This is a genomic window from Rhodopseudomonas sp. WA056, assembly GCF_010906995.1.
GTDB lineage: Bacteria > Pseudomonadota > Alphaproteobacteria > Rhizobiales > Xanthobacteraceae > Rhodopseudomonas > Rhodopseudomonas palustris_G.
Genome location: NZ_QPFS01000002.1, coordinates 36,299 through 52,492, shown reverse-complemented (window position 1 = coordinate 52,492; position 16,194 = coordinate 36,299). Strand labels below are relative to the sequence as shown.

The 16,194-nt window shown below is 66.1% G+C and carries 15 protein-coding genes; 7 read left to right on the top strand and 8 right to left on the bottom strand.

Annotation, left to right across the window (positions count from 1 at the left end; all coding sequences use genetic code 11):
* Nucleotides 1-15: 15 nt before the first annotated feature.
* From DU475_RS00900 to DU475_RS00890, 3 genes are all read right to left on the bottom strand, one after another.
* Nucleotides 16-591, bottom strand: coding sequence for a hypothetical protein (locus tag DU475_RS00900; protein WP_164630134.1), 576 nt, complete (start codon nt 589-591; stop codon nt 16-18).
* A 143-nt stretch (nt 592-734) separates the two neighbouring features.
* Nucleotides 735-1,145: a type II toxin-antitoxin system VapC family toxin gene (locus DU475_RS00895; protein WP_013503202.1), complete on the bottom strand. Its 411-nt coding sequence runs from the start codon at nt 1,143-1,145 to the stop codon at nt 735-737.
* A complete protein-coding gene (locus DU475_RS00890; RefSeq protein ID WP_041807975.1) occupies nt 1,142-1,405 on the bottom strand; it encodes an antitoxin in 264 nt (87 codons plus the stop codon). The genes DU475_RS00895 and DU475_RS00890 overlap by 4 nt, the downstream gene beginning before the upstream one ends.
* A gap of 196 nt (nt 1,406-1,601) precedes the next feature.
* Between DU475_RS00890 and DU475_RS00885 the strand changes: the two genes are divergently transcribed.
* A complete protein-coding gene (locus DU475_RS00885; protein ID WP_246700201.1) occupies nt 1,602-2,345 on the top strand; it encodes a helix-turn-helix transcriptional regulator in 744 nt (247 codons plus the stop codon).
* 24 nt (nt 2,346-2,369) lie between these two features.
* Here DU475_RS00885 and DU475_RS00880 read toward each other — a convergent pair whose 3' ends face one another.
* The 3 genes from DU475_RS00880 to DU475_RS00870 form a co-directional block, all read right to left on the bottom strand.
* Nucleotides 2,370-3,704, bottom strand: coding sequence for an FAD-dependent oxidoreductase (locus DU475_RS00880; RefSeq protein ID WP_164630132.1), 1,335 nt, complete (start codon nt 3,702-3,704; stop codon nt 2,370-2,372).
* Between the two features lie 97 nt (nt 3,705-3,801).
* Nucleotides 3,802-4,968, bottom strand: a complete 1,167-nt coding sequence (locus tag DU475_RS00875; protein WP_164630130.1) for a DUF2865 domain-containing protein — start codon at nt 4,966-4,968, stop codon at nt 3,802-3,804.
* Nucleotides 4,969-5,164: 196 nt separating this feature from the next.
* Nucleotides 5,165-5,473: a hypothetical protein gene (locus DU475_RS00870; RefSeq protein ID WP_164630128.1), complete on the bottom strand. Its 309-nt coding sequence runs from the start codon at nt 5,471-5,473 to the stop codon at nt 5,165-5,167.
* Nucleotides 5,474-5,889: 416 nt separating this feature from the next.
* Here DU475_RS00870 and cysS point away from each other — a divergent pair, with 416 nt between their 5' ends.
* The 6 genes from cysS (at nt 5,890) to DU475_RS00845 (ending at nt 13,134) form a co-directional block, all read left to right on the top strand.
* A complete protein-coding gene (gene cysS, locus DU475_RS00865; protein ID WP_164630126.1) occupies nt 5,890-7,281 on the top strand; it encodes a cysteine--tRNA ligase in 1,392 nt (463 codons plus the stop codon).
* A gap of 383 nt (nt 7,282-7,664) precedes the next feature.
* The gene (locus tag DU475_RS24430; protein ID WP_013503195.1) at nt 7,665-7,796 is read left to right on the top strand and encodes a hypothetical protein; all 132 of its coding nucleotides are present in this window, start codon (nt 7,665-7,667) and stop codon (nt 7,794-7,796) included.
* Nucleotides 7,796-8,305 (top strand): GNAT family N-acetyltransferase, encoded by a 510-nt coding sequence (locus tag DU475_RS00860; protein ID WP_164630124.1) that lies wholly within the window; start codon nt 7,796-7,798, stop codon nt 8,303-8,305. The genes DU475_RS24430 and DU475_RS00860 overlap by 1 nt, the downstream gene beginning before the upstream one ends.
* Entirely contained in the window at nt 8,302-9,900 is a 1,599-nt protein-coding gene (cimA, locus tag DU475_RS00855; RefSeq protein WP_164630123.1) for a citramalate synthase, read from the top strand. Before DU475_RS00860 ends, cimA begins: the two co-directional genes overlap by 4 nt.
* Before the next feature lie 268 nt (nt 9,901-10,168).
* The gene (locus DU475_RS00850) at nt 10,169-11,713 is read left to right on the top strand and encodes an acetolactate synthase large subunit (RefSeq protein ID WP_164630121.1); all 1,545 of its coding nucleotides are present in this window, start codon (nt 10,169-10,171) and stop codon (nt 11,711-11,713) included.
* Nucleotides 11,714-11,724: 11 nt separating this feature from the next.
* Nucleotides 11,725-13,134 carry an FAD-binding oxidoreductase gene (locus tag DU475_RS00845; protein WP_164630119.1) on the top strand — a complete coding sequence of 470 codons (1,410 nt, stop codon included), beginning with the start codon at nt 11,725-11,727 and terminating at the stop codon, nt 13,132-13,134.
* A 24-nt stretch (nt 13,135-13,158) separates the two neighbouring features.
* On the opposite strand, the gene DU475_RS00840 is transcribed toward DU475_RS00845, so the two are convergent.
* A complete protein-coding gene (locus tag DU475_RS00840) occupies nt 13,159-15,228 on the bottom strand; it encodes a c-type cytochrome (RefSeq protein ID WP_164630117.1) in 2,070 nt (689 codons plus the stop codon).
* A 184-nt stretch (nt 15,229-15,412) separates the two neighbouring features.
* Nucleotides 15,413-16,012, bottom strand: a complete 600-nt coding sequence (locus tag DU475_RS00835; RefSeq protein ID WP_013503189.1) for an LOG family protein — start codon at nt 16,010-16,012, stop codon at nt 15,413-15,415.
* Between the last annotated feature and the right edge of the window lie 182 nt (nt 16,013-16,194).

Below are 16,194 nucleotides of genomic sequence, written 5' to 3'. Positions count from 1 at the left end.
TAATGGACGAATAGGTCATCGCATTGCCCGGGAGAGTTCTGCAATACGAGTGATTTCATCGTGCATAGGACCGAATGGATATTTCTTTCCGAGAAGGACGAATGTCTTTGTTTTCGGGTCGACCAATCGAAAGACGTGACCAAGAGTTTCGTCAGCAAAGTCGGAGTCTTCGACCATTGGGCTAGGAAGGATGTAGCCGGCAATATCGCCTAGCAGATATTCGTCCAGCCGCTCGTCGAAGTGTTCTATGGCGTTGCGAAGCTCGCGATTCTGTAGCGGCGAGTTGTTCCTAACTGCGAAGAGTTGCCGCAGTCGAGCGCCTCTCGCTCTTGGAAGCGCCTTTTTCTCGACAGGGAAGAAAAACCGCGAAAGAGCGGCCGCATGGCCTAATGCTTCTTGTGCGCTCGCTACGGTGGCTGACGCGGATTGCGCCAATTTTGCGCCTTCGGCAAAGTTTGCAAAGGCAACTTCGGCTCGCTCGGCTGCGTAGTAAATGGCTTCAATGTAAAACGCGATGAAGATGGGTTGAATCCCATCGCACTCAGTTACGATGAGCTTGGCGCGCCTTTCAAGTTCAGGCTTGTCGAGCATGGCGGCTCCGAGTTTCAACATTTCAAGTAGCTAAATTGTCTTTAGAGTATGTAGCGCCGTGGTCTGAATGAAACGGAATCCGAAGGCTTGGTCGCCGCCGCCAGTCCCAGAATTTATTCCACGTCGGCTGGACAGCTAGATATTCAATTCATCTCCGCCCAATCCTCGATCCGTAAGGGCGAAGGCACGCGGCTGAAAGCCTTGTCTCGCGTCACTAGCGTCGCGTCTGTCGCGGCAGCATGAGCTGCGATCATCATGTCGAGAGGAGAGAGCGTGACGCCTTTGGCTTCGCAGGCGGCGCGTAGCTCGGCGTAGGTCTTGGTCACCTCGTGATCCCAGGGCAGGACGTCGACTCGGAGCAGGAATTCGCGAACCCGTTCGGACAGCGCAGTGGGATAGCCTCGCTTAGCGAGGCCGTAGAGGAGTTCGGCTTCGGTGATCGACGAGATCACGACGTCCGAGATGGGCAGCGCGACCAGTCGCTCGATGATCTCGCGCTTATCGCCTCTGATGACATGGCTGGCGACATTGGTATCCAGCATCCAGCCGCTCATTCGGTCCAGCCTTCGAACGGATCGCGATCCTGCGGCGGCTGGGTGCGGTCGGGCGGCCCCATGAAGTCGTCAGGCACTGCTGTTGTCTTGTGGAGCTCCAGCAGACCGTCCCAGGAGTCCGGCTTGCGGGACAGGATGACATCACCCGTCTTCTGGTCGCGGCGCACGAAAACCTCGCTGCCTTCGAAGCGAAACTCCGCGGGGAGCCTGACGGCCTGGCTGCGGCCGGTCGTGAAAATCTTGGCGGTTCGGGACGTCATGGTCGCCTCCGGGTCTCTGATATATATCATGATATATATCTTCGCGAGGAGCGTTGGGGAAGGGGGCTGGCTGGCGGTCTTCGAGAGCTGGCTTGCCCCGTTGGCCGGCAGCCGATTTGATAGGCGTATCGCCACCAGAAGGCGCCGTCGCCCCGCGATCGGGACCGCCACGCCTTCCGATCCCAGCGAGCCGCGCATGACGATTCCTGTCCCGACCGCCATCGCCCCCGATCTGCTTCACCGCGCTACGCCGGCGGCGTTCGCCGAGGCGGCTATGTTGTCGCTGCGGCCGGTGTTCGGGGCGTCGCGTGCGGTGCTGGCCGATCGGCGGTGCGGGCGGCCGGGCGACATGTACTTCGTCAACTGGCCGGCGTGGTGCCAGGCGCACTATTGCGCCGAGGTGAGGGCGCGCGATCCGATCCGGGATTGGCTCGATCGGGAAGCGTCGGACAACGGCGTGGTGCGGTTGTCGGAACTGCTGCCGGCGGCCCGCCGCGCGGCGCTCCCCGGCGAGCCGCTGCTGACGGGCAGCGGCTCCGGTTTCGTGCTGATCATGGCGCTGCGCGGGCAGAACCGCATCGTCGGCGCGCTCAGTCTGGTGCGCGACGCCGGGCACGGCGATTTCGACGAGCGTGACCGCGGGCTGGCGATGGCGCTACTGCCGCTATTGGAGATGGCGTATCATGGCGTCATCGCGAGCGGCGCGGCGACGGTGCCGCTCTGTGCCGGCAACGATCCGCTGTATGCGTTGACGCCGCGCGAGCGCGAGGTCGCGGCGCTGGCTTCGGCCGGCCATTCCAACAAATCGATCGCCCGGATGCTGGCCACCAGCCCGTGGACGATCAAGAACCAGATGCGCGCGGTGCTGCAAAAGGCCGGCGTGCGAAATCGCACCGAGCTGAGCGCGCTGTGGAATGCGCGGTCCGGTGAGCCGCGCTGATCGCCGCGCGCTGCGGGCGTTCGCTCAGATCCGCGCCATCAGCTCCTGTGCGGCCGTCAATCCCGACCAGTGCGCCTGTCCGACCGTGCTGTTGGTGAGATAGTCGCCGCAGAACGCCACCCGCGGCAGCGGGCCGAGATCGCGGAAGCGGCGCAGCTTGCCGATGTAGCCCTTCGGCCGCTTGCAGATCGCGTCGGGCTGCTGGGAGATGAAGCTGTCGATGACGCGCGTTTCGGCGAGCTGCGGCAGCGCGTCGACGACGTCGGCCCAGGCGATCGTCAGCAACTCCGCGGCGCTGGCGCCGGCGTGCTGGCGGCAGCCCCAATCCTTCCACTGCGAATGCGCGAAAGTGGTGCCGTTGCCCATGTCGGTGAAGCGGAGATTGCCGGTGCGGCGGAAGCCGTCGGCGGCGGGCAGCACGTAGGTGTCGAGCAGATCGCCCTTGGGGCGGTCGAGCAGATAGTAGACGATGTGATGGCCCGCATAGTCGATCGCGTCGAAGAACGCGTGCCGCTCGGCGTCCAGCGCCGGCATCAGCGCCGCCACCTTGTTGCCGGGCACCGCCATCACCACCGCGTCGCCGCGGACAGTTTCGGCGCGGCCTTGGGCGACGACGTCGACCTCGACGCCGCTTGCGTGATGCCGGACCTCGGCCGCGTGGCAGCCGAGCCGGACCTCGACCCTGGGGTCGGCGGCGAGGCTGCGGCCGAGCTCGAAGGTGATCCGCCCGGCGCCGCGTTCCTTGAAGCTCCAGATCTGGTCGCCGGACCAGGACAGTCTTCCGGCGGTGCTCCACGCCGTCCAGGCGAGCGAGTAGTCGTCCGCGCCGTAGCCGCAGAACATCGCCACGCAGGGCTCCAGGAAGTAATCGACGAAGGTCGGCGAGAACCGTCGGAAGTATTCGCAGGCGTTGACGTCGTCGAGCGCCGCGGCGGTGGTGATGTCGTGCGGATCGCCGGCCACCGCCACCTGCGCCAGCTTCGGCAGCGTCGCCAGCAGCTTGGCTTTTTCGAGCAGTGGAATCGCCGGATGCTTCGCGGCGCTGATCAGGTCGAAGGCGCCGAACGCCACGGTTCGCTTGCGCTCGACCAGCACGTTCCATTGATGAGCGGCGGTGAGGTCGACCATGCCATCGGGCTGATCGATGCCGAGCTTGCGGGCGAGGTCGGTCAGATTGGTCTCGGCGCCGAGGAAGGCGAACGCGCCGGTGACGGCCCAGACGCCGTGCCATTGCACTGAGCGGCAGCGGCCGCCGGCTTCGGTGTCCTGTTCGAGCAGGACGATGTCGTGGCCGGCTTCACGCAGCCGATCCGCCGCGCCCATGCCGGCGATGCCGCCGCCCACCACGATGATCCGCATCTGTCCTCCCGAGCCGCAACGCGATGCGAAAGGCTAGGGGAGGACGGTCGGGGCAGGCTATAGCTCCGATGGGCTATGAGGCGGCGCTGATCGCGGCCTACTGCGCACTCGGCGGGGTCTGGTAGAATTTCGGACCGACGGTGCGGATCTTGCTCGGATCGGTCGCGGGGGCGCCCGGATCCGGCTGATTGGACGCGGTCGCGGGCGCGGCCTTGCCGCCCTTGGCCGAGGTGCGCTGCGCCGGCGGCGCCGACAGCTTCTTGGCGCTCTCTTCTGTGACGATGATGTCGCCGTGCTCGGCGGCCGAGCGGTCGTCGACGCCCTTCATCGCGTCGGCCCAGGTCTGGTTCGCCTGCTTGCAGCTACAAGACGGATTAAATTCCTGGCGATAGCGGAACGCGTTCGGCAGCGAGGTGTAGGGCTGGCCGTTGATCGACACCGCCTGATTCATGTCTTGGCCGGGGTTGCGATACGCGTACAGCGACGCCTCGGAGGCGGGGCACAGGCTCTTGCAGGTTCTCTCGTCGTCGCCGAACCGGCTCGGCACCGTGGCGAACGAGATCGGGAAATAATAGCCGTCGCAGGTGCGGACGCAGACGGTGCGGAACGTGCCGCCCTCGGTGCTACCGTAGTCCGTGCCCGGCATGCCCGGTGCTGCGGTGTTGCCGCCCTGGAACAGATTGTTGAACAGGCCACCACTCTGCTGCGCGGCCGCGGCATATTGCGGGCCACAATTGTTCTGCGCCAGCGCCTGGATCACCGCGCGGCGTTGGCTTTCGCGATCGTTGCCGCCGGGGCCGCCGCTGCGCAGCCGCTCCAGCGACGAGTTGATCTGGTCGAGATTGCCGCGCATCTGCTGGATCTGGTTGTTGACCGGACCGCATTGCGCCGACTGGCCGCTGAACAGCGAGAAGAATCCGGAGCTTTCGCAGCCCATCCGCTTGGCCTGCATGCCGACGCGGTCGAGCTCGGCCTGCTGGCGGGCGGCGGCGTCTTCGAAGCGCCGGATCTGGTCGGAGCGGGCCGGATCCATGCTGCCGCGGTCGATCGAGGCGAGCTGTGCTTCCAGCCGCGGACAGAGCGGGTTGAGCTGGCCGCCCTGCGCGCCGGCGGGCGGCGCCTGCTGATAGCCCGGCGAGTTGTAGCCGGACGGGGGCGGATAGCCCTGCTGGGCGAGCGCGGCGGAAGACAGCGTCGATGCGGCGAGTGCGACAGCGCCGGCGAACATGCGGAAACGAGTCGCGGAGTCGAACATGTCGGGCATTCAGCAATCCGAACGGGGGATGACGTCGGCGATCCGCCGAATCACCTCGACAAATTCGCACGATCGGGCCGCGGAAAGCTCCCGTTGAGCCCGCGGCGACGCCCGGTTCTTAGCCGCTTCTTTCGGCAGGGTCACGTCGTTTCCGGGGCGTCTCTGTGGCGAAGCCGCCACCGGCAGCCGGCCGGTCGGGACGCGGTCAGCGTTGGCAGGTGATTGCGACGTATTCGTTGCAGACGCCCTGGGCGCAGGCCGAGCCGTTCGTTTTCGGCACTGCGCCGGTGATTTCGTCCGGGTCGACCCGGCGATAGGCGACCGCCTGGGCGAATTCACGGGACTGGCAATACGCCGCCGCCGCCGGGGCGCCGCATTTTTCGCTGCGGGCGAGGCACAGGTCGATGCCGTAGCCGTCCGGCTGGTTGGCGACGATGAACACCCGGCTGTCGGCATAAGCCGCCGACGTCGCAAGCAGCGCCGCGCCGGCAAGGAAGGCAGGTATCAGTTTCATGGTGCAGCACCAGGAACGAGAGGATGACCCCCGTCCGTACCCTGAAAAGGGTTAAAAAACGTTAACCATGGTGGCGGTATCGTGGGCCGGACGCCGATCATGGCCAAGATCGGCCGGAGCGGGCGGTTCTCGGGAGCGGGGCGGCGGCGATGACCCCCCGGAAAGCGGGGCACGACCATTGGTGCGGGCGCGGGCGCCGCACTGAGGGCCGGAAAGAACAACAGGCCGGAAAGAACAACGTCCTCCGGCGATCGACGGACTTGACGGATTTAAGGCCGGTCGCCATGGTGCGGCGATGAACGGTTTCCTCGCCATTTGCATTCGCTGCGAGATTATTAGCTAGCTGACACGCTGGCTGAGGCCGTCTTTTCTCCTATCGAGAGCACTGGACGCCCGGCCGCAGGGGACGGGTATCCATGGAATTGCGCCTTTACGACACGCTGACGAAGGAGAAGCGCGCCTTCGCGCCGATCGATCCGGCCAATGTGCGGATGTATGTCTGCGGCCCGACGGTCTACGACTTCGCCCATATCGGCAATGCCCGGCCGGTGATCGTGTTCGACGTGCTGTTCCGGCTGCTGCGCCATCTCTATGGCGAGGGCCACGTCAAATATGTCCGTAACATCACCGACGTCGACGACAAGATCAACGACCGCGCCGCGCGCGACTATCCCGGTCTGCCGCTGAACGAGGCGATCCGCAAGGTCACCGAGCAGACCGAGCGGCAATTCCACGACGACGTCGATGCGCTCGGCTGCCTGCGGCCGACCGTCGAGCCGCGCGCCACCGAGCATATCGGCGAGATGCGCAGCATCATCGAAAAGCTGGTCGCCGGCGGCTTCGCCTATGTCGAGCAGGACCACGTGCTGTTCTCTCCGAGCGCGATGAACGCCGCCAACGGCGTGCTGCCGCGCTACGGATCGCTCGCCAACCGCTCGCTCGACGAGATGATCGCCGGCGCCCGCGTCGATGTCGCGCCGTACAAGCGCGACGCCACCGACTTCGTGCTGTGGAAGCCGTCGAAGCCCGGCGAGCCGTCGTGGCCGTCGCCGGCCGGCATCGCCATGCCGGGCCGCCCCGGCTGGCACATCGAGTGCTCGGCGATGTCGTGGAAGCACCTCGGCGAGACCTTCGACATCCATGGCGGCGGCATCGATCTGGTCTTCCCGCACCACGAGAACGAAGTGGCGCAAAGCTGCTGCGCCTTCCACACCGAGCGGATGGCGCAAACCTGGATGCACAACGGCTTCCTGCAGGTCGAAGGCGAGAAGATGTCGAAGAGCCTCGGCAACTTCATCACGATCAGGGAGCTGCTGGCGACGGAGAAGTTCGGCGGACGGTCGTGGGATGGCGCGACGCTGCGGCTCGCAATGCTGAAGACGCATTATCGGCAGCCGATTGATTGGACCGTGGACGCGCTGCACGAGGCGGAGAAGGCGATCCTCGACTGGTCGGAGTTCACCAAGGATGCGACGCCCGCACGTTGCGACGAAGTGATCGCCGCGCTGACCGACGACCTCAACACGCCGAAGATGATTGCCGAGCTGCACGCGCTGCGCCGTGCCGGCAAGACGGACGAGCTCCGCGGTGCGATGCAGTTGTTGGGGATCAATCCGGTGGTCCGCGCTCCGGTCGATCTCGATGCGACCGCGAAGTCGCTGATCGAAGCCCGCACTGCCGCCCGTGCCAACAAGGACTGGAAAGAGTCCGACCGCATCCGCGACGAACTCGCCGCGATGGGCGTGGTGCTGAAGGACGGCAAGGACGAGAACGGCAAGCCGGTGACGACGTGGGAGCTGGCGCGGTGAGTGGCAGGTCTTACCCCGTCATTCCGGGGCGCCCGCGCAGCGGGCGAACCCGGAATCTCGTCGCCACAACCTCGGGATTCCGGGTCTGCGCTGCTGGCGCAGCGCATCCCGGAATGACGGCGCTTGGCGTGCTTGCGATGGATGCGAGGGCCTTCGCCGCGCCGAAGGGGCTTCGGCTCCGCAGGCTTGGCCTGCTTGCGCATGACGTCGGTGTGTGGCGATGCAGTGCCTCACCGCGTCATTCCGGGGCGCCCGCGCAGCGGGCGAACCCGGAATCTCGTCGCCACAACCTCGGGATTCCGGGTCTGCGCTGCTGGCGCAGCGCATCCCGGAATGACGAGCGTGACTGCAGTCGCAGCAAGACTATCAACGGAGATCGCGCGATGACTGAGCAGAAGCCGACCGGGCGGCCTGATACGCCGTTTCCGAAGCACTGGCTGTACTACATCGCGCTGAAGATCGTGCTGCTCGGCGGCGCCACGGCGCTGGTGCTCAAGCTGTACGGGTTCTGGTGATGAGCACCAGCGCAAGACCGGCGCTGCGGCCGTATCTGCCCGAGGACGCGGCGGTCACCGCGGCGATCTTCGTGGCGGCGGTCGAGCAGCTCACCGCGGACGACTACAGCGAGGAGCAGCAGGAGGCCTGGGCCTCGGCGGCCGACGACGACGCGAAATTCGCCGCGCGTCTCGCCGGCCAGCTCACGCTGATCGCGACGCTGCAGGGTGTGCCGGTCGGCTTCGCTTCGCTGAAGGGAGCCGACCATATCGACATGCTGTTCGTGCATCCCGACTACGTCGGCCGCGGTGTCGGCGCGACGCTGATCGATGCGCTGGAAAAGCTCGCCGGCGCACGCGGCACGCTGATCCTCACCGTCGACGCCAGCGACAATGCCGCCGAATTCTTCGCCAAGCGTGGCTACGTCGCCAAGCAGCGCAACACCGTCTCGATCAATGGCGAATGGCTCGCCAACACCACGATGACCAAATCGCTGGCGGATTCCGCCGCGCCCGGAGCCTCCTCATGAGCCGCGAACGTCTCTATCTGTACGACACCACGCTGCGCGACGGCGCCCAGACCAACGGCGTCGACTTCACCTTGCACGACAAGAAGCTGATCGCCTCGCTGCTCGACGATCTCGGCATCGACTATGTCGAAGGCGGCTACCCCGGCGCCAATCCGCTCGATACCGATTTCTTCGGTGCCGAGCAGAACCTCGAACGCGCCACCTTCGCGGCGTTCGGCATGACCCGGCGGCCCGGCCGCTCGGCCTCGAACGATCCCGGCATCGCGATGCTGCTGGATGCGAAGGCGGATGCGATCTGCTTCGTCGCCAAGTCGTCGGAGTATCAGGTCCGGGTCGCGCTGGAGACCACCAACGAGGAGAACATCGCCTCGATCCGCGACAGCGTTTCGCTGGCCAAGGAAAAAGGCCGCGAGGTGCTGGTCGATTGCGAGCATTTCTTCGACGGCTACAAGGCCAATCCGGAGTTCGCGCTGCAATGCGCCAAGGCGGCGTATGAGTCCGGCGCCCGCTGGGTGGTGCTGTGCGACACCAACGGCGGCACCATGCCGGACGAGGTCGAGGCGATCGTCGGCGAAGTGGTCAAGCACATCCCCGGCGCGCATGTCGGCATCCATGCCCATAACGACACCGAGCAGGCGGTGGCGAATTCGTTCGCCGCGGTGCGGGCCGGTGCGCGGCAGATCCAGGGCACGCTGAACGGCCTCGGCGAGCGCTGCGGCAACGCCAATCTGGTTTCGATGATCCCGACGCTGAAGCTGAAAAAAGAATTCGCCGACAAGTTCGAGATCGGCGTTTCCGACGACAAGCTGGCGAGCCTGGTGCAGGTGTCGCGCGCGCTCGACAACATCCTCGACCGCGCCCCCAATCCGCACGCGCCTTATGTCGGCGGCAGCGCCTTCGTCACCAAGACCGGCATCCACGCCTCGGCGGTGCTGAAGGATCCGCAGACCTACGAGCATGTGCCGCCGGAGTCGGTCGGCAATCATCGCAAGGTGCTGGTGTCGGATCAGGCCGGCAAGTCCAACGTGCTGGCCGAGCTGGCGCGCACCAATATCCAGTTCGATCGCGACGATCCGCGGCTGTCGCGTCTGGTCGAGAAGCTGAAGGAACGAGAGGCGGCCGGCTACGCTTACGAGTCCGCCAACGCCTCGTTCGATCTGCTCGCGCGCAGCACGCTCGCCACCGTGCCGGAGTTCTTCCGGGTCGATAAGTTCGACGTCAATGTCGAGCAGCGCTACAACTCGCACGGCCAGCGCGTCACCGTGGCGATGGCGGTGATCAAGGTCGAGGTCGACGGCGAGACGCTGATCTCGGCCGCCGAAGGCAACGGCCCGGTCAACGCGCTCGACGTCGCGCTGCGCAAGGATCTCGGCAAGTACCAGAAGTACATCGAGGGCCTGAAGCTGGTCGATTACCGCGTCCGTATCCTCAATGGCGGCACCGAGGCCGTCACTCGGGTGCTGATCGAGAGCGAGGACGAGGACGGCCGGCGCTGGACCACGATCGGCGTGTCGCCGAACATCATCGACGCGTCGTTCCAGGCGCTGATGGATTCGGTCGTCTACAAGCTGGTGCAGTCGAACGCGCCGGTGTGATGCCGAAGCGGTGCTGTCCGCCTGAATAACGTCGACTGGGAATTAGGTACCTTTCCCCGTCATTGCGAGCCGAAGGCGAGGCAATCCAAGGCCCAGTGCCAGGGCTCTGAATTGCTTCGTCGGCTCCGCTTCCGGTCATGACCGCCGACACAATTTTGTCCTGGCGGTTGTCATCTCCGCATCCCACTGACAACATATCCCCCAAACAGATCATAGCCCGGCGCAGTCGACGCCGGCCGCAGGGGGAAGACGCGTGGTGGGTGAGGGAATGAACGGCGCACAGTCGGTGGTGCGGACGCTGGTGAATTGCGGCGTCGAGGTGTGTTTCGCCAATCCAGGCACCTCGGAAATGCACTTCGTCGCGGCGCTGGATTCGGTCAGCGGGATGCGGCCGGTACTGTGCCTGTTCGAAGGCGTGGTCACCGGCGCCGCCGACGGCTACGGCCGGATCGCCGGCAAGCCGGCGGTGAACCTGCTGCATCTCGGCCCCGGCCTCGCCAACGGCCTTGCCAATCTGCACAACGCCCGCCGCGCCGCGACGCCGATCGTCAACATCGTCGGAGACCACGCCGCCTATCACCTGCAATACGACGCGCCGCTGACCTCCGACATCGCCGGCTTCGCGCGGCCGGTGTCGAGCTGGATCCATGAATCCAAGAGCGCCGGGGCGGTGGCGAGCGATACCGCGCGCGCGGTGCAGGCGGCTTGCGCGGCGCCGGGCGGCATCGCCACGCTGATCATGCCGGCGGACGTCGCCTGGAATCCGGCGGCGCGCGCAGCGCACAAGCTGCCGGAGATCGGCCCGGCCAAGGTTGCGGCCGACACCGTCGAGGCAATCGCCAAGCTGCTCTCAAACGGCAAGAAGTCTGCGCTGCTGCTGCGCGGATCGGCGCTGCTCGGCGATGCGCTGGAGGCGGCCGGACGGGTCGCGGCCAAGACCGGGGTCCGGCTGCTGTGCGACACCTTCGCGCCGCAGACCGAACTCGGTGCCGGCCGCGTCCCACTCGAGCGTATCCCGTATTTCTCGGAGCAGATCACCGCGTTCCTCAAGGACGTCGAGCAACTGATCCTGGTCGGCTCCAAGCCGCCGGTGTCGTTCTTCGCCTATCCGGGCAAGCCGAGCTGGGGCGCGCCGGACGGTTGCCTGATCGACTATCTGGCGCAGCCGCATGAAGATGGCGCGCAGGCGGTGAAGGATCTCGCCGCCGCGGTCGACGCGCCGGCCGAGCCCGCGGCTCGGACTCAGCTCGTGTTGCCCGATCTTCCGAAGGGCAAGCTCAATTCGCTCGGCGTCGCGCAGGCGATTGCGCATCTGACGCCCGACCACGCGATCTACGCCGAGGAAGCCAACACCTCCGGGCTGCCGTTCCAGATGATCCTGCCGAAGGCGCGGCCGCACACCCATCTGCCGCTGACCGGCGGCTCGATCGGGCAGGGGCTGCCGCTGGCGATCGGCGCGGCGATCGCGGCGCCGGATCGCAAAGTGGTGTGTCCGCACGGCGACGGCGGCGCCGCGTACACCATGCAGGCGCTGTGGACGATGGCGCGCGAAAAGCTCGATGTCACCGTGGTGATCTACGCCAATCGCTCCTACGCGATCCTCAACATCGAGCTGCAGCGGGTCGGTGCCTCCGGCGCCGGCGCCAATGCGCTGTCGATGCTCGATCTGCACAATCCGGAAATGAACTGGATGAAGATCGCCGAAGGTCTCGGCGTCGAAACCAGCCGCGCCACCACCGCCGAGGAATTCTCCGCGCAATACGCTTCGGCGATGAGCCAGCGCGGTCCGCGGCTGATCGAAGCCTTGATCTGAGGGAGCGGCCGATGACCCAGGATATCGTCGGCACACTCCGGACCATCGTCGGCGACGGCGGCGTGCTCGAGGCCGCCGAGCTGTCGAAGCGCTCCGCCGGCACCTATCGGTTCGATACGCTGAAGGCCGCGGCGCTGGTGCGGCCGACCTCGACGCAGCAGGTGTCGGAGATCCTGCGCTGGTGCCACGCCAATGGTGTTCACGTCGTCACCCACGGCGGCCTGACCGGCCTCGTTCACGGCGCCGATGCCGAGCCCAGCGAAGTGATTCTGTCGCTGGAGCGGATGCGGACGATCGAGGAGATCGATCCGAAGCAGCGCACCGCCGTGGTGCAGGCCGGCGTGCCGCTGCAGGCGCTGCAGGACGAGGTCGACAAACACGATCTGGCGTTTCCGCTCGATCTCGGCTCGCGTGGCACCGCCACGCTCGGCGGCAATGCCGCCACCAATGCCGGCGGCAACCGTGTGATCCGCTACGGCATGACACGCGAGATGATCCTCGGCCTCGAAGTGGTGCTCGCCGACGGCACCGTGCTGTCGTCGCTCAACCATCTGATCAAGAACAACGCCGGCTACGATCTGAAGCAGTTGTTCATCGGCTCGGAAGGTACGCTCGGCGTGATCACGCGGCTGGTGCTGCGGCTGCGCGAAAAGCCGCTCGCCACCAACATGGCGTTCGTCGGTCTCGACAGCTTCGATGCGGTGGCGAAGTTCCTGAAGCACTGCGACCGCGCCCTCGGCGGCACGCTGTCGGCGTTCGAGGTGATGTGGCAGTCGTTCTACCGGCTGGTCACCAGCCCGCCCGCCAAGGGGCGGCCGCCGATCGGGCAGGACCACGCCTACTACGTGCTGGTCGAAAGCCAAGGCTCCGATCAGGAACTGGACGGCCAGCGCTTCACCGCGGCAATGGAGGCGGCGCTGGAATCCGGGCTGATCGCCGACGCTGCGATCGCGCAATCGGAAGAGGATTGCCGCTCGTTCTGGGCGCTCCGCGACGATGTCGGTCAAGTGCTGCAGGGCGGCATGCCGATCGTGTTCGACGTCTCGCTGCCGATCGCCGCGATGGAAGGCTATGCCGACACCTTACGCGAGACGCTGGACAGCGAGATCGGAGATCACCGGCTGTGGATCTTCGGTCATCTCGGCGACGGCAATCTGCACGTCGTCGTGCAGGTCAAGCCGATGGAGTATCTCGCGCTGCGGCCCAAGGTCGAAGCCTTGGTGTACCGGCCGCTCGCCGCCTGTAACGGCTCGGTCTCGGCCGAGCACGGCATCGGCCTGGAAAAGAAGCCGTATCTCTATGTCAGCCGCAGCGCCAACGAGATCGCACTGATGCGCACGCTGAAGCAGGCTCTCGACCCCAAGGGCATTCTCAACCCCGGCAAGATCTTCGACCCCGGGCCGACGCTCGGGGCACGATGACGGGACGCGTAGCGGTCGCGGCGATCAGTAGCGCGCGTCCTTCGGCTTCGGATCCTTCGGCCAGTCCTTGACCTTGCCGGCGAAGTCGGGCCGGTCCATCTGGCTGAAATAGGCGGCGACGTCGATCGCTTCCTGGTCGGTCAATTCACCCTGGCCGAGCGGGAATTTGTCGTGGCTGGCGATCGGCATGTTGCGCTTGACGAAGGCGGCCGCCGTGTAGGTCCGGGCCATGCCGGCGCCGATATTGAACGAGCGCGGTCCCCACAGCGGCGGATACACCACGCGACCGGCTGCGTCCTTCAGCCCTTCGCCATCGTTGCCGTGACAAACGGCGCAGCGGGCGACGTAGATCTCCTTGCCGTTGTCGAGATTGGGCACCAGCGACTGATCCACCTTGCCGACGCCGCGGCCCGGCACCTTGTCTTGCGGCTTGGTCGAGCCCTGCATCCAGTCGAAATACGCCACCATCGCCTTCATGTCGGGACCGTCGACCGGCAGCGGCTTGCCGTTCATCGAGCGCAGGAAGCAGCCGTTGATGCGGTCCTCCAGCGTGATGACGCGGCCGGCACGCGGCGCATAGCTCGGGAAGAACGCCGCGACGCCGACATACGGACTGCCGTCGGCGACGGTGCCGGCGTTGAGATGGCACGAGCTGCAATTCAGATCGTTGCCGACATGGTTGGGCAGCAGCGTGTGGGTCTCGGCGTTGAGCCGCATCCCGCGCACCAACTGCTCGGCGTTCGGCTGCGACAGGATATCGGCGATCCGCGGCGTCTCGAACCGCGAGGTGTCGATCTTGGGATCGAGCGCGGCTCGCGCGGCTGCGATCTCCGCGACGGTGACGGCGCCGCCGCCGCCGCCCCAGCTTGCGCGCACGAAGCTCAGGATGTCGGCGATCTCGCGATCGGCGAGGCGGGCGAAGGACGGCATCGTCCACACCCGCGGATACGCCGCGGTCGGAGTCGTCTTCCAGCCGGTGAGGGTGATGTGTACCAGCGTCGCCGGATCATTCGCCGCGATCGTCGGGTTGCCGGCGAGCGGCGGAAACACGCCGGGAACCCCGGCGCCGTCGCCGCGATGGCAATCGGCGCAGAATTGCGTGTAACCGAGTCCGCCGGGTGTGGTGTAGGTGGAGGCCGGCACTTCGGCCACGGCGACCGCCGGCGCCGGCCGGTCGGTCGGCAGCGCCTTCAGATAGGTGGCGATCGCGGTGAGATCCTGATCGGTCATGTGCTGGGTCGAATGCCGGATCACGTCGGTCATGCCGCCGGCCGCAGTGGCGAAGCGGTTCTGACCGGTCTTCAGCATCTGAACGGTGTCAGGCACGGTCCACAGCCCGCGCAGGTTCAGCGCATTCCAATGTTCGACCTTGGCGCCGGCGAGATAATCGCGCCCGTTCGGTCCGGCGTCGCTCATCGCCTTCTCCTGGAAGGCGATGCCGCGCGGGGTGTGGCAGGCGCCGCAATGACCGAGGCTCTGGACCAGATACGCGCCGCGATTCCACACGGCGTCCTGGTTCGGCTCGGGCTTGAACGGCGACGTATCGAGGAAGGCGACGTTCCAGAACGCCAGCCCGATCCGCATGTTGAACGGGAAGCTCATTTCCGGCGCGCGATTGGCCTGTGCCACCGGCGCGAGGCCCTTGGTCAGATACGCCCACAGCGCCACCATGTCGTCGCTGCTGATCTTGGCGTAGGACGGATACGGCATCGCCGGATACAGATTGTGCCCGTCCGCGGCGACGCCCTTGCGCATCGCGCGGTCGAACTCGCCGAACGACCAGTTGCCGATGCCGGTGTCGCGATCGGGCGTGATGTTGGTCGACCACAGGCTGCCGAACGGCGTGTCGAGCTTGAGGCCGCCCGCCATCGGCGTGCCGCCGGGGGCGGTGTGACAGGCGACGCAGTCGCCGGCCTGCGCGATGTATTCGCCGCGCTTGATCAGATCGGGATCGGCCTTGACCGCGACCGCCTCGAGCCTGGCGTCGATGGCGGGCGGCTGGATCATCCACAGCGCCGCACCTCCGATCACGATCAGCGCCGAGGCGGCGAGAAAAGCCAGGGTCTTGGCGGTGCCGCCGCGGGGATGGGACATGTCAGACTCGATTCAAGGTTTGTTGCGGTGCGACGCTAGGCGCGTCGCCGCCTCGCCTCAACTCGGGCCGACTCCTTAGATCGCAACGGTTTGTCGGAAAGGTGTGAGGTATCTCGTTACGAGTGGCCTGGTACCCGAGCCGATATCGTGAGCGGCAGCTCGACAGCAGCAGGGCGCTTGCGGCCTACAGCCTCTCGGCGATCTCACGCGGCATCGCGCGCGCAGGCGTGGGCGCCGCTGCGGCTCGCAGCATCGGCAGAATCTCGGCAACTTCGTTGGCTTTCAGAATTTCGACCGAGAGCGACGGTCGGATGAAAGCGGTGGCGCGCATGTGCGCCAGCAACTCCAGCAGCGGCTGCCAGAAGCCGTCGATGTCGGCGATCAGGATCGGCTTGGTGTGGCGGCCGAGTTGCTGCCACGTCATCTGCTCGACCAGTTCTTCCAGCGTGCCGATACCGCCCGGGAGCGCCACGAAGGCGTCGGAGCGCTCGAACATCAGCCGCTTGCGCTCGTGCATGTCCTCGGTGACGATCAGCTCGGAGACGCGGTCGAGCGCGATCTCCTTGGCGCTGAGGAAACCGGGGATGATGCCGGTGACCGAGCCTCCGTGATCGAGCACCGAAGTGGCCACCGCGCCCATCAGCCCGATTGCGCCACCGCCGTAAACCAGCCCGACGCCATGGTCGGCGAGTTCCTTGCCGAATGCGGTGGCGGCTTCGAGAAAACGGGGATTGCTGCCGGGCCCGGAGCCGCAATAGACGCAGACGGTCTTGATCTCGCTCATGGGGCGGATGTGGCACCGTGCGATGACAGCGTCAAGACGGGGCGCCGCCATGTCCCTGCAACAGTCTGTTATGTCGTAAAGAATCGCCGCTTCAGGGTGCACCGCGAAGACGAAACACTATATGACAGGCGGACTCGGCGGACCACTTTGGTCGCCAGTCCGGATTCGGCCCTCGGACTTTT